The sequence below is a fragment of the Arthrobacter sp. MMS24-S77 genome (assembly GCF_054888235.1).
In genome coordinates this window covers 4,294,600-4,307,596 of record NZ_JBTZRN010000001.1, presented here as the reverse complement: position 1 = coordinate 4,307,596, position 12,997 = coordinate 4,294,600, and the positions used below count along the sequence as shown (strand labels likewise).

The window sequence follows — 12,997 nt, the reverse complement described above, 5'->3', positions numbered from 1 at the left end:
AGCAGCCGATGCCGAGGAATGTGACGATCCGGTGACTGGCAGCAGCGGCGACGTCAACACCGCCGCAGCAGCCGATGCCGCCCAGGGAGTGGCATCGGGCCTGTCGGAGCCGCGCGCTGAGCTGATCGAAGATCAGCTGCGCGGCGAAGGGGCGGGGGCGGCATCGGCTGCGGAGGCAAACGCAACCACAGCTGACTCAACCGAGAGCGAAACAAAGGAGGCAGCCAAGTGACCATAGCGACGATGCTTCCGATCGGCGAACTCACGAACCCGGGCCAGATGCGCCTTGCCTTGGTCCAGGTGGTCAACTGGGGCACATTCCATGGCGCCCACACGATGCACGTGGACCGCAACGGCACGCTGCTCACGGGTAATTCGGGCGTCGGGAAGTCCACGTTGTTCGATGCCATGCTCCGTGTCTTCAATGCTCGTCCGCGCTCCAACGAGGCTGCGGCTCAGAGGGCTGGCGGGGCTGTGGAGGACAAGAGGACCACGTTCACGTACATGCGCGGAAAAGTGGGCGACAAGGCCGTGGGCGAGGGTTCGGCGAGTGCCTTCCAGCGCCCCGGTGCCACGTGGTCCGCCGTCGCGCTGACGTTCGACAACGCGGCCGGCACCAAGATCACTATCTCGGCCCTCTTTGACCTGCCCAAGAACGGCACGGAGTCCAGCGTCGGCCGGTTCTACGTGATTGACAACAAGCCTCTGGATCTCGGAGCGATCGAGGGCATCGCGGAGAAGCGTTTCACTAAGGGCGCGCTGGAGACCATCTTCCCGGATGCCCAGATCTTCGATGTGCACAAAGCCTTTGCGGAGCGGTTCCGCCGGCTTCTCGGCATCAACTCGGACCAGGCGCTCCCGCTTTTGCGCGTGATCCAGGCCGGTAAGGGGCTCGGCGGCAGCGTCAACACGTTCTTCCGCGATCAAGTGCTGGATGCACCCGCGACGCTGACCGCCGCGGACGACGTCGTCGAGGAATTCAGCAACCTCATGTCCATCAGGCAGCGGCTGGAGGACGTTCGCCAGCAGCGAGATCAGCTCGCTCCCGTTCCCGGGATGAACAAGGAGTATGCCCAGTCGTTGCTGGAGGCCAACCGACTCCGTGAACTCAGCGGCGAGGAATTCGACGCCTACAAGCAGCAGCTCTCGGTCACGGTCCATGCCAAGACGTTGGCCCGTTTCAAGGACCTCGCCCAGGCGAAAGCCAAGGAGCTCAGCGCCGAGCGAGGCGTCCGCGACGCGCTGGCCAAGGAGTTGCGCCAGCTCGAATCGGATTACAACAACCAGGGCGGCAACGCGATTTCGGCGATCGAGCAGTCGTTGGAAAATGCCCGGGTGGGCCTTAAGCTCCGCCAGCAAGTGGAGGAAGCGGCCCGCCAGGCATTGGCCGACGCCGGACTCAACCTTGAGTGGACAGCTGAAGGGTGGGAGCAGGCCCACGAGCAGGCCGCAAGCCGTTCCGCCGAACTCAAGGACGATTCCGAAGCGCTGAGGGAACTCCGGTTCGAAGCGTTCGACGGCCACGCCACCAAGAAGCGTGAGCTCGCCGCAGCCCAGCAGGAGCTCGTCTCGCTGAAGATGCGCAAGTCCCTGCTGCCGCCGTCGAGCATTGAAAACCGTGCCGCGATCGCCGCAGCCACGGGCGTTCCCGAGGAGCGCATGCCCTTCGGCGGCGAGCTGATCGACCTCGCAGAGGGGGAGGAACAGTGGCGGCCCGCGGCCGAACGTGCATTGCGGAACCTCGCTACGACGCTGCTGGTTCCGGGGGAGCATTTCGCCGCCGTCACGCGCTACCTGAACGACAACACTGTCCGCGGCGCGCTGCGCGCAGTGGACGTCTCCAAACCGCTCGCGGGCGGCGCTTTGGCTGTGGAGGACGTGTCCGACGGCGACTTGCTGACGAAACTGAACATCCTCGCCTTGGGGGCGAACGCCGACGCCGGAGAGTGGATCCGCGAGCGGATCGCCCTCGATTTCGCCTACCCATGTGTGGAAGACCCGGACGAACTCGCAAAGCTGGACAAAGGCCTGAGCCTGGGCGGTGTGGTCAAGCGCAACAGGCACACGGTAGAGAAGGACGACCGCTTTACGAGCCGGCAGGACTACGTTCTCGGCTTCGACAATGCTTCCAAGCTGGAGCTCGTGGCCGCGAAGGTCGGAGAGCTCGAAAACGAGCTTGCGAAGGCCGCCGAACTTGCCCAGAGCCGCGAGGATTCCCACCAGGGCATGACCCGCCAGCTTGAGGCGCTGCGCCGCATTGCAGACGACGAACGTGGCTGGGAACAGGTCTCTGCGGCGGTGGCCGCCGAAGAGCTCGCGAAGATCGAACAGCGGCTCAAGGATGCCCTGGCCGCGCAGGCCGACTTGGAACCCTTGCGTGCAAAGATCGAGGCCGCACGCGAAAAGCACCAGTCCTCCACAGGGTCGGCGGCGGTGCTCCAGAGCGAATACAAGACGCTCGACCAGCAGATGACCACAGCTGACGCCCTGCTCGATGCCGCGCGCAACCGCCTTGACCAGGCACCGCCGTCGAGCGCCACTGTTACGGCCCTCGAACCGTACTTCAGCGCATTCGCCGAGGTGGGCGAGCTCCACGAACTCGATACCCTGGCTGCCGAAGTCCGGAGCAGGCTCTTGGCAGAGCTGCACGCCGCAGAGTCCCGCGGGCAGGCTTTGGCCGAGCGGTTGACACGCATGTTCGAAGGTTTCGTGCGCGAATGGGGCACCGCCATTTCCGCGGACCACGGCACCTCGATCGGCGCTGCGGGGGAGTTCGAATCGCGCTACCACCAGATCGTCAGCGAAGGGTTGCCAGCGCAGGAAGCCGAATTCCGGCAGTTCTTCAACCAGCGCACGCACGAATCGTTCAGCACGCTGCTGCATCTGCTCGACGAGGAACGCCGCGCCATCACCAGCCGGATCCTGCCCCTCAACGGCATCCTGTCCGAGGTCAATTTCCATGAGGGAAGCTTCCTGGAACTCGACATCAAGCAGACCCTGCCCGCCACCGCAAAGCAGTTCAAAGACGCTATCCAGAACGCGTTGAAGACGCGCCACACGCGGCCATCCCGTGCGGCTGGCGCCGGTTCGGGTGCCGGCACATCGCCCGAGGCGGACGACGACATCGAGCTCACCAACCGCTACAAGTCGCTCGAAACGCTGGTCAAGCGTCTCGGATCGCAAACCCCGGAGGACCGGCGGTGGCGCGCAGAGGTGTTGGATGTTCGGGGGCATCTTTTCATCCAGTGCAAGGAGCACCGCTCCGTCCAAGGCCCGCGGGGTGGCAAGAAGACCGAGGTGTACATGCACGCGGACACCGGCTCGATGTCCGGCGGCGAGCGGCAGCGATTCACGGCGTTCATCATGGCCGCGGCGCTGAGCTACCAACTTGGCATCGCCGAGCAGGGTTTCACGACCTACGGCACGGTGATGATGGACGAGGCGTTCGTCCTGGCCTCGGAGGAATTCGCCGGCGCGGGCATCAAAGCGTTGCACGAGTTCGGCTTCCAGTTGTTGCTGGCCGCGCCCGAGAATGTGATCGACCTTTCCCGGCACCTTGGCTCGGTCACCGAGATCCTGCGCGACAAGCGAACCAACCGCTCCGGCGTGCTTACCGCTCCTGTGATCGGCGGCCCGGGCGTTCCGGGTGAATGGCGTTCCGAAGCCAACCCCGTGGACATCGTGCTCCGCTAGCCCCGACGCTCGCTCACTTTTGGCGGGTTTTTCCCGGATGCTCGCTCACGTTTGTGGCATTTTCGGCGGACGCTCGCTCACTTGAGGTGAGCGAGCGTCCATACCGCTGGGCAGCCATTTCACCTTGTTGTGCTTCTTGCGTGGGACGGCGGAGTTAGTTCCCCAGGCCGCCGAACGGGATGGCCCACGCAAGGGGAACTGCAAAGCAGCCATCCTCGGTGTCCAAAATCCCCGTGCCCTCTAGTCCCCGCCGGCCCCGATGTTCGCTCAGTTTCGGGGTATTTCCTGAGGGCGCTCGCTCACCTCATGTGAAGGAGGGTTTCGCGTAAACCGGCCAAAGGTGAGCGAGCGTTTGGTGAAAACCCGCCAGAGGTGAGCGAGCGTCGGGGCACAGGCAAAGCGGTTTAATTACGCAAAGTAAACGTTTCGTAATTATCTGAAGGGTAGGCTAGCCTTACTTAGGTTTGCATCACTTACCTAAGGAGTCCCGTGGCTTCCCGCCCAACACGCCGTGCCCTGCTGAAGACCGCAGGTGCGGCGACCGCAGCGCTCACCGCCGTCGCACTGTCCCTCACAGCTTGCTCGACCGGCTCAACAACCGCCAGTTCCGCGGCGACGCCGGCCCCCAGCGACCAATTTCCGGTCACCATTAAGAACGTCTTCGGTGAGACCACCATCAAGTCGCAGCCGCAACGCGTGGTGACCGTCTCGTGGGTCAACGACGACGTCGCCTTGGCCCTCGGCGTCGTTCCGGTCGGTGTTCCGAAGAACGCCTGGGGCAACAACGACAAGGGCTCGACTCCCTGGAAGGACGCCGCGCTTGAGAAGTTGGGTGCCGGCTTCGGCACGGCGAAGGCCCCGGCCCAGTTCTCCGAGGCGGACGGCATCAACTTCACGGAGATCGCCAAGTTGGCCCCGGACGTCATCCTTGCCGCCTATTCCGGTCTGACCGAAGCCGACTACAAGAAGCTGTCCGAAATTGCCCCCGTGGTGGCGCAGCCCGAACTCGCGTACGGCACGCCATGGCAGGAGGCCACCACGATCATCGGCAAGGCCCTGGGCAAAAACTCAGAGGCAGCCAAGCTCGTCTCGGACACCGAGGCCACCATCAAGACCAAGGTCTCCGCATTTCCGCAGCTGGCCGGCAAGTCCTTCATCTACGGCAACCTCGAGCCTGCCAAGGGCGACGGCGTCAACGTCTACACAGCCAACGACAACCGTCCGCGTTTCCTCTCCGAAATCGGAATGAAGCTCGCGCCCGTGGTGGAGAACGCCAGCAAGGGCTCCAAGGAATTCTTCGTTCCATGGTCCGCTGAAAAGGCCAACGAGCTCTCTTCGGACGTCTTCGTAACCTGGGTTCCGGATTCCAAGACCGCGGACCAGATCAAGCAGGACCCCCTGCTGGGCCAGATCCCCGCCATCAAGAAGGGCGCCTTGGTCGCCGACTCTGACAACACCCTCACCCTGGCGATCTCCGCATCCTCGCCCCTGAGCCTGCCATGGGCACTGGACACGTTCCTGCCCCAGCTGGCCAAGGGTGCCGACGCGGCCGCGAAGTAAGCGACACGCCTGACATGACACAGAGTACGACGGCGGCGGGCCCACCTTCCCCTGGGGGAACCACGCGCGAATTGGCAGCTCATGACCCCAAAATCGAGGCAAAGGGGCAACACCTGCCAGTTCGCGCGAGGGCCGGCTGGCTGTTGGCCGCCGTCGTCGTGCTTGTGTTTGTCTGTGCCGCCTCGCTCACGATCGGTGCGAGGGGTATGTCCCTTGAAACCGTTTGGCAAGCCCTCACCCAGTTCAACCCGGACGACGGCAACCACGCCGTGGTCCACACCCGCATTCCACGCACTGTGCTCGGCTTGGTGGCAGGGGCTGCTCTCGGCCTTGCCGGTGCCGCGATGCAGGGAGTCTCCCGCAACCCCTTGGCCGACCCGGGCATCATGGGCGTCAACGCGGGAGCGGCACTGGCTGTGGTCACCGGGATCTACCTCTTCGGTATCTCGGGGGCGAGCGGCTACATTTGGTTCGCTTTCGTCGGCGCCGCCGCGGCGGCCGTCGTCGTCTATTTGATTGCGTCCATGGGGCGTGACGGTGCGACGCCGGTGAAGCTCGCCTTGGCGGGGGCGGCGATGAGCGCTGGACTCTATTCCCTCATGAACGTCATCTTGGTTTCGAGCCAGGACACGCTGGACCGCTTCCGTTTCTGGCAGGTGGGTGGAATCGCCGGCAGCGACTGGTCGGTGATGCTGACCGGGCTGCCGTTCCTTTTGATTGGCGCGATGATCGTGCTCGGCAGCGGCCGGATCCTTAACAGCCTGGCGCTCGGTGACGACGTTGCCCGTGGGCTAGGCCAGAATGTCGCGCTGGCCAGGGGCGTCACCGCGCTCGGAATCGTGCTGCTCTGCGGATCGGCCACGGCGCTGGCAGGTCCCATCGGATTCGTGGGTCTCGTGGTTCCGCATGCGGTGCGCTTTTTCACCGGCCCGGATTATCGCCGGATCTTGCCGTTCTCCATGCTTCTCGCACCGGCACTCCTGCTCGCTTCGGACGTGATCGGCCGGGTGGTGCTGCTGCCGGGGGAAGTTCCAGCAGGAATCATGACGGCCATCGTCGGTGCTCCGGTCTTCGTGTGGCTCGTCCGCCGGGGCAAGGGGGCCTCGCTGTGAACCCCCGCAACAGGACCGCGCTCCTAGGCGCCGGCGTCGTGGTCCTCTTTGCGGTGACCGTGCTCCTTGGCAGCTACACGGTCACCATCCCCGATTTCTTCAGGATCCTCACTGCCCACTTGACGGGCGGCGAGAAGATCCCGGGCGCAAGCTTCATCGTCATGGAGAACAAACTGCCGCGTGCCGTGCTGGGCATCCTGATCGGCGTGGCATTCGGGCTCTCCGGCGGACTCTTCCAGACCATGCTCCGCAACCCGCTCGCGAGCCCCGACGTCATCGGCATCAGCTACGGAGCAAGCGCGGCAGCGGTTTTGGCCATTGTCGTGTTCGGCGCGTCCGGTGCGGCTGTGTCCGCGGCAGCGCTCGTTGGGGCAATTGGCGTCGCGCTCGCCATCTACGCCATTTCGCGAGGCGGCGGGGGTTCAGACGGCGGCCGTTACGGCGGCCGGCGCGGAAACGCGGCAGGCAACCGGCTTATCCTCGCGGGCGTAGGCATCGCCGCCGCGCTGGGGGCAGCGGTGAACTTCCTCATGACCCGGGCAGATATCCGGACAGCCTCCGAGGCCCTCATCTGGCTCAACGGTTCCTTGAATTCGGCCAACTGGGAGCGAGTCGGCGTCCTGCTCGCGTCGCTTGTTGTACTCGTTCCCGCGCTGGCCTTCCTTGCCGGCCCGCTGCGCATGCTCGAACTCGGCGACGACGCCGCGGCCGGACTGGGAATCCGCGTTAACGCAGTGCGTTTCGGGCTGGTGATCACCGCTGTCGCGCTTGCAGCAGTGGCGACGGCGGCTGCCGGGCCGGTCGCCTTCGTCGCCTTCCTTGCCGGGCCGATCGCCCGGAGGGTTGTGGGGCGACCCAGCCTCCCGGCGTCGGCGTTCACTGGCGCCTTGATCGTCCTCGCGGCCGACTACTTCGCGTACAACGTGGCGCCCCTGGTTCTGGCCGGCACCGTCCTGCCGGTCGGCGTCATTACCGGCGCCCTCGGCGCTCCATTCCTGTTGTGGCTTCTGGTCACGTCCAACCGAAAGGAAGCCTGACATGGCACAACTCAGCGCACACGGCTTGACGCTCCAATACGAGCAACGCCGGGTGGTCGAAGGACTTTCGACGCGGATCCCCGAAGGCAAAGTGACCATGATCGTGGGCGCCAACGCCTGTGGAAAGTCCACGCTGCTCCGAGGGCTGTCCAGGCTGTTGAGGCCGAGTGCCGGCGTCGTGACGTTGGACGGCAAGGACATCCACTCCCGTCCGGCCCGCGAACTCGCCCGCACGCTTGGCCTGCTTCCGCAGCACCCCCTTGCCCCGGATGGCATTACCGTCCGCGAGCTCGTGGGCCGCGGCCGCTATCCGCACCAGGGATTGTTCCGCAGCTGGCGAACCGGTGACTTGTCGGAGCATGATCTCGCCGTGCAGCGCGCACTCGAAACCACTTCAACGCTTGAGCTTGCTGAACGAAACGTCGACGAATTGTCCGGTGGGCAACGCCAGAGGGTGTGGATCGCGATGGCCCTCGGACAGGAGACCGAGGTCCTGCTCCTTGACGAGCCCACCACATACTTGGACCTGGCACACCAAGTGGAGGTGCTGGACCTGGTCACCGATCTCAACCGCAGCCGCGGAACCACCGTGGCCATCGTGTTGCACGACCTCAACCTGGCAGCCCGTTACGCGGACCACGTCATCGCCATGAAGGCAGGGGCAATCGTTGCCGAGGGGCCCGCGTTGGAAGTGGTCACCGAGGATCTCGTGCGCGACGTTTTCGGCCTGGAGTCCCGGGTGGTTCCGGATCCACTTTCGGGCACCCCGCTCATTCTTCCGATCGGTCGGCACCACACGGTCGCTCCGTCAAAACCTAAGGAATTGGAGTTCGCCTCATGAACGCAGATCCCGCTGTGCGGAACGCAACCACGGAGCCAATGACACTCGCGTTCGACGTCACAGTCACCGCAGTCCAGGATCTGAGTCCCAATTTTCGCCGCATCACGTTCGGGGGATATTGCCTGCGCGGTTTCGGAGTTTCAGGCAGCACCCTGGACCTGCGCATCAAGCTCATGATTCCCTCGCTCGACGCCGATGGTCGCCCGCTGCCTCTGCCCGCCTTCGAAACGGCCGACGCCGGTTGGTACCAGGAATGGTTGGCCATGGACCCCGCGGTGCGAGGTTCGATGCGGACCTACACCGTGCGGAACGAGAGGCTGGACGCCGTCTATCCGGAGATCGACGTCGACTTCGTGATGCATTTCGACGACGACGGCGGGGGTCCGGCAGGCGGCGGGGCCGCCCAGCGGACAGGGGGTCCGGCAGCCAATTGGGCGCTCGCCGCGAAACCCGGGGATTCGATGACCATCATCGGTCCCAACAACAGGGCAGCGCACTGCATCACGGCCGAAATCTACTCGGGTATCGAATGGCGTCCCGGCTTGGCGCAGCGCGTCCTCCTTGCCGGGGACGAAACGGCTGTGCCGGCCGTCAGTGCCATCCTGGAGACCTTGCCTGAAGGCATCACCGGCCATGCCTTCCTCGAAGTACCCGAGGCGGGCGACTTCCAGGACCTCGCCACCGAGGCCGATATCGAAATCACCTGGCTCGCACGTGGCGCCGTCATTGGCCGGTCGCGGCCTCATGGCGAGCTGCTGAAGGACGCGGTCCGCGGAGCGGTTCCCGCCCCTGGCTGGGTGGGCATCATCTCGCTCGACGGCGCCGCCGGCCCCGAACCGGAAGACGTCAACGTGGACCAGGACATTCTGTGGGAAACCCCGCTGCGCATGGACACTGCTGCGATCGAAGCGAGCCGCAACCCGAACGTTCCCGCTGGCGCGTTGCCGTTCTACGCCTGGATCGCGGGCGAGGCCGGGGTCATCAAGGAGCTCCGCCGGTATCTTGTCCGGGATGTGGGGATCGACCGGAAGCAAGTGGCGTTCATGGGCTACTGGCGCAAAGGGAAAGCCGAGATCTAATCCGCCCCTCGTGCGACGCCCGCTCACATATATGGTCCTTTTCGCCGACGCTCGCTCACATATGCGGCCAAAAGCCGGAACGCTCGCTCACATCATGTGAGCCGGCGTTTGGCCGAAACACGCCATAAGTGAGCGGGCGTTTGGTCAAAACACCACATAAGTGAGCGAGCGTCGAATTAACCTGGGCTTTGCCGGCGGGCAACCGGGCCGGGCTAGGCTGGCGTCGTGGCTGGGAACGTGCTTCATGCTGACCAGAGCGGTCGACGGCGGTTTGTTGCCTTGGGCGATTCCTTCACCGAGGGCGTGGGGGACCGGAACAAGACGCTCCCGAACGGCGTCCGGGGCTGGGCCGACCGCGTCGCCGAGAAGCTGGCCAAGGCTGAACCTGGCTGGGAGTACGCCAACCTTGCCGTCCGGAGCAAGCGCCTCCGCCATGTCGTTGAGGAACAGTTGGACCGGGCCTTGGCCATGGAACCCACTCTCATCACGCTCTACGCCGGCGGCAACGACATCCTGGACTTCGGCACGGACATGGACCAACTCATGGCCGAATACGAAAAACTCGTGGCTCGCCTGGCAGCGACAGGAGCCACGTTGGTCTTGTTCACGGGGTACGACGTCAAAGTCTCCGCCGTGCTGGAACCCTTCAAGAAGCGCAACGCCCTCTACAACGAGCGCGTCCGCGAACTGGCTGCCAGATACGGGGCCGTGCTGGTGGATTATTGGTGCCTTGACGCCTACCACGACCGCCGGATGTGGGCTTCGGACCGTCTCCACATGTCCAAGGCCGGACACAAATACATGGCGGCGCAGGTCCTGGATCACCTCGGCGTGCCGCATAAGTTCTCTCCCAAGGATTGGGAACCCCCGCAACGGCTCAAACTGCGGGATTGGGAACGCCGGCAGCGCCGCTGGGTGAACGATTGGGTCCTCCCTCTATTCGGCCGTAAACTTCGCGGCGTCACGCTCGGTGACACGCTGAGCCCGCGCTGGCCGGAGTTGGTGAAGGTTCCACGGAAAGCCGGGCTACGGAAACTCGCGGAACGCCAATCCGCCGCAGCAGCCGCACGCCGGGCCGTTGCCGCCAGCAACGCTGCAGCGGCCGCCACCGCCGGCTCGCCCACGATCAACGTGGCCGGAAGGGGCGCCGCCGGTGCTCCGGGCGCCGAGGGCAAAGCTCAAAACAACGGGGGGACATGAGATGACCACGCGTACACCGCTACGATTCGTCGCCGTCGGAGATTCCTTCACCGAAGGCGTCGGCGACACTGACCTTCGCCTTCCGAACGATTGCCGCGGCTGGGCCGATCGTGTCGCAGAGGAACTGGCGAGGCACCGGCAGCAGACGCAGTACGCCAACTTGGCCCTCCGCGGACGTCGGCTCAAACAGATCGTGGCTGAACAACTGGACCCCGCGCTTGCGTTGGCTCCCACGCTGGTCAGTTTCCACGCCGGCGGCAACGATCTCCTCGGCGCACGGCTGGACATGCGCATACTGGTCCGTGGATTCGAGGACGCTGTTGCCCGGATCGCGGAAAGTGGTGCCCAAGTCTTGCTGTTCACCGAGTACAACGTGCCGCTCTCGCCCGTGTTGGAACCGCTCAAGCTCCGCACGGCCGTTTTCAACAAGCACATCCGGCGTATCGCCGCCGCGTACGGAACGCTCCTGGTGGACCATTGGTGCTTCGAAAAGTACCAGGACCGTCGCATGTGGGCCCCGGACCGGCTGCATATGTCCGGAATCGGACACGAATACATGGCGAAGAAAGTCTTGGAAGTTTTGGGCGCCGCGCATTCGCTCGGCTCACCGGTGCTCGGGCCGCTGCAGCCGCGGGGCCGCGTCGAGAAAATGGCCGACGACGCCGCGTGGCTCAGGCGCGACGTGGCACCCTGGCTTTCGCGTCGCTTCAGGGGAGTGTCGAGCGGGGATCACCTCAGCGCCCGCTGGCCGGCGCTCATGCCGGTGGTCTTGCCGGAGCGTCTGGGAACTTCCCTGGAACCGGCCCGGCTTTGAGAACCGCGCGTTAGTCCAGCAGGTTTTCGTACCCGGTGGACGCCGTGGTGACCGTGAATTCGATGATCTCGAAGTCGGCTACTCCGTTGACGTAGAACGGGTCCGTCGCCAGGGAGGCGTCAAGTGTTGCACGGTCAACGTTGGACAACAACACGCCGCCGATCGCCGGAACGCGGCGTCCGGACGCAAGGAAAGTGCCGGCGTCGAACGCTTCTTTGACCCAATCCATGTGTGCGGGGCGGTGGAAGTCGACGATCTCGTCGGGAACTTTGTATGTCAGTGAAACGACGAACATGCCGCCCAGCCTACAACGCGGAGGGCGGCCGCAAGGGGCCGCCCTCCGAAACTGCAATGGACTATGGCAGCAGTTTGACCGCGGAGTTCCAGTTGTAGTCCGGGTGGGCTTCGCTGATCTGCAAGGTCATGACGAGCAGTTGGAAGGCTTCGAGCTCACGCGAGCGGCGCAGCGGTCCGACGTTCACCGGGCGCAGCCCGGCACCTTTGACGAAGTCGACGACGGCGGCTGTCGCCTCGGCGTCGTCACCCGCCACCAGCACGTCGAGGGTCTGGCCGTCTACTTCGCCCTCGGCGAGAGTGGCTGCGAAGACGGTGTTGAACGCCTTGACCACGGATGCGCCCGGGACCAGGGCCTGGAGTTCTTCGGCTGCCGAGGTTCCGGCGGGGACGGTAAGGGAATCGAAGGTTTCGAAGTTAACGGGGTTGGAGATGTCCACGATCGTCTTGCCGTTGAGCGCCAAGCCATAGGAAGAAAGGACTGCCTTGGAGGCGTCGAACGGAGTGGCCAGCACCACGATGCTGCCTTCCACCGGCGATCCCGTAGTGCCGGAGGTCCCGTTGACCGTCGCGGCCAGCGCAGCAGCGGAGTCGGCGTCGCGGCTGAGGACCTGGATGCTCTTGCCTGCGGTGGCGGCGCGGGCAGCAATCCCGGACGCCATGTTGCCAGTGCCGATGATGGTGATGTCAGCCATTGTTGTTCCTTTGTTTGAGTGCTCATGGTCCTGCGGATTGGTCCGCATTCACTTACTTGAAGCTTCAACTAAAATAATAATGACCTTAAGTTGAAGTGTCAAGCATTGATTTCCTTCTAAGATGAATCCATGACCGAACCGCGCTGGCTCAATGCCGACGAACGCCGTGCCTGGCTGGCCCTCCTGAGTATCAACACCCTGCTGCCCGCAGCACTGGACACCCAGCTGCAAGCCGCCGGCAAATTGTCGTTGTTCGACTACAACGTGCTCGCCATGCTGTCCGAAGCAGATGGGCGGTTCCTGCCGATGAGTGAGCTTGCTGCCCGCACCAGCGCGTCCCTGTCCAGGTTGTCGCACGTCGTCACCAAGCTGCAGAAACGCGGCTGGGTGGAACGTGAGGCGCACCCGGGCGATGCCCGCGTCACGGTGGCGCACCTGACGGACGCCGGCATGGACACCATCGTGTCCCTCGCTCCGGGGCATGTGGATGCGGTCCGCGCCTTGATGTTGGACGCCATGACCGACGACGACGTCGCGGACCTCGCGCGGATCGGCGAGAAGATCGTGGCGCGCCTGGACGACGATCACTGGATCCTTCGCGAACGCTGAGCTGGGTGACGGCGGCGACCGCGGCCACTTCGGCCGCGTGCCGGCGAGGACGCGGGTGACGGC

11 protein-coding genes are annotated in these 12,997 nt (G+C 64.6%); 9 read left to right on the top strand and 2 right to left on the bottom strand.

Translation table 11 applies throughout. The features are described 5' to 3' along the window. The first annotated feature begins 228 nt into the window (after window positions 1-228). From ACX5I4_RS19890 to ACX5I4_RS19855, 8 genes are all read left to right on the top strand, one after another. Entirely contained in the window at window positions 229-3,693 is a 3,465-nt protein-coding gene (locus ACX5I4_RS19890; protein WP_461838182.1) for an ATP-binding protein, read from the top strand. Between the two features lie 489 nt (window positions 3,694-4,182). After that, on the top strand, window positions 4,183-5,253 hold the full coding sequence (locus ACX5I4_RS19885) for an iron-siderophore ABC transporter substrate-binding protein (RefSeq protein WP_461838181.1): 1,071 nt from the start codon (window positions 4,183-4,185) through the stop codon (window positions 5,251-5,253). Window positions 5,254-5,267: 14 nt separating this feature from the next. Then, window positions 5,268-6,365, top strand: coding sequence for a FecCD family ABC transporter permease (locus tag ACX5I4_RS19880; protein ID WP_461838180.1), 1,098 nt, complete (start codon window positions 5,268-5,270; stop codon window positions 6,363-6,365). Then, window positions 6,362-7,402 carry a FecCD family ABC transporter permease gene (locus ACX5I4_RS19875; protein ID WP_461838179.1) on the top strand — a complete coding sequence of 347 codons (1,041 nt, stop codon included), beginning with the start codon at window positions 6,362-6,364 and terminating at the stop codon, window positions 7,400-7,402. The genes ACX5I4_RS19880 and ACX5I4_RS19875 overlap by 4 nt, the downstream gene beginning before the upstream one ends. Before the next feature lies 1 nt (window position 7,403). Continuing rightward, a complete protein-coding gene (locus tag ACX5I4_RS19870) occupies window positions 7,404-8,243 on the top strand; it encodes an ABC transporter ATP-binding protein (RefSeq protein ID WP_461838178.1) in 840 nt (279 codons plus the stop codon). Next, window positions 8,240-9,322, top strand: coding sequence for a siderophore-interacting protein (locus ACX5I4_RS19865; protein WP_461838177.1), 1,083 nt, complete (start codon window positions 8,240-8,242; stop codon window positions 9,320-9,322). Before ACX5I4_RS19870 ends, ACX5I4_RS19865 begins: the two co-directional genes overlap by 4 nt. Window positions 9,323-9,547: 225 nt before the next feature. Further along, window positions 9,548-10,522, top strand: coding sequence for an SGNH/GDSL hydrolase family protein (locus ACX5I4_RS19860; RefSeq protein WP_461838176.1), 975 nt, complete (start codon window positions 9,548-9,550; stop codon window positions 10,520-10,522). A gap of 1 nt (window position 10,523) precedes the next feature. After that, entirely contained in the window at window positions 10,524-11,336 is an 813-nt protein-coding gene (locus tag ACX5I4_RS19855; RefSeq protein ID WP_461838175.1) for an SGNH/GDSL hydrolase family protein, read from the top strand. Window positions 11,337-11,346: 10 nt separating this feature from the next. Here the strand turns inward: ACX5I4_RS19855 and ACX5I4_RS19850 are convergent, their stop codons facing one another. Next, window positions 11,347-11,631, bottom strand: a complete 285-nt coding sequence (locus ACX5I4_RS19850) for a YciI family protein (RefSeq protein ID WP_461838174.1) — start codon at window positions 11,629-11,631, stop codon at window positions 11,347-11,349. A gap of 61 nt (window positions 11,632-11,692) precedes the next feature. Then, window positions 11,693-12,325 (bottom strand): NADPH-dependent F420 reductase, encoded by a 633-nt coding sequence (locus ACX5I4_RS19845; RefSeq protein WP_461838173.1) that lies wholly within the window; start codon window positions 12,323-12,325, stop codon window positions 11,693-11,695. Between the two features lie 129 nt (window positions 12,326-12,454). On the opposite strand from ACX5I4_RS19845, the gene ACX5I4_RS19840 reads away from it, so the two are divergent. Further along, complete coding sequence (locus tag ACX5I4_RS19840; RefSeq protein ID WP_461838172.1) at window positions 12,455-12,934, top strand: MarR family winged helix-turn-helix transcriptional regulator; 480 nt, start codon at window positions 12,455-12,457, stop codon at window positions 12,932-12,934. Window positions 12,935-12,997: the final 63 nt, after the last annotated feature.

Excerpts from the sequence above, each read along its gene's own strand:
- ACX5I4_RS19880 (WP_461838180.1), top strand. The coding sequence starts at position 5,268 with ATGACACAGAGTACGACGGCGGCGGGCCCACCTTCCCCTGGGGGAACC.
- ACX5I4_RS19870 (WP_461838178.1), top strand. The coding sequence starts at position 7,404 with ATGGCACAACTCAGCGCACACGGCTTGACGCTCCAATACGAGCAACGC.
- ACX5I4_RS19865 (WP_461838177.1), top strand. The coding sequence starts at position 8,240 with ATGAACGCAGATCCCGCTGTGCGGAACGCAACCACGGAGCCAATGACA.
- ACX5I4_RS19855 (WP_461838175.1), top strand. The coding sequence starts at position 10,524 with ATGACCACGCGTACACCGCTACGATTCGTCGCCGTCGGAGATTCCTTC.
- ACX5I4_RS19850 (WP_461838174.1), bottom strand. The coding sequence starts at position 11,631 with ATGTTCGTCGTTTCACTGACATACAAAGTTCCCGACGAGATCGTCGAC.
- ACX5I4_RS19845 (WP_461838173.1), bottom strand. The coding sequence starts at position 12,325 with ATGGCTGACATCACCATCATCGGCACTGGCAACATGGCGTCCGGGATT.
- ACX5I4_RS19840 (WP_461838172.1), top strand. The coding sequence starts at position 12,455 with ATGACCGAACCGCGCTGGCTCAATGCCGACGAACGCCGTGCCTGGCTG.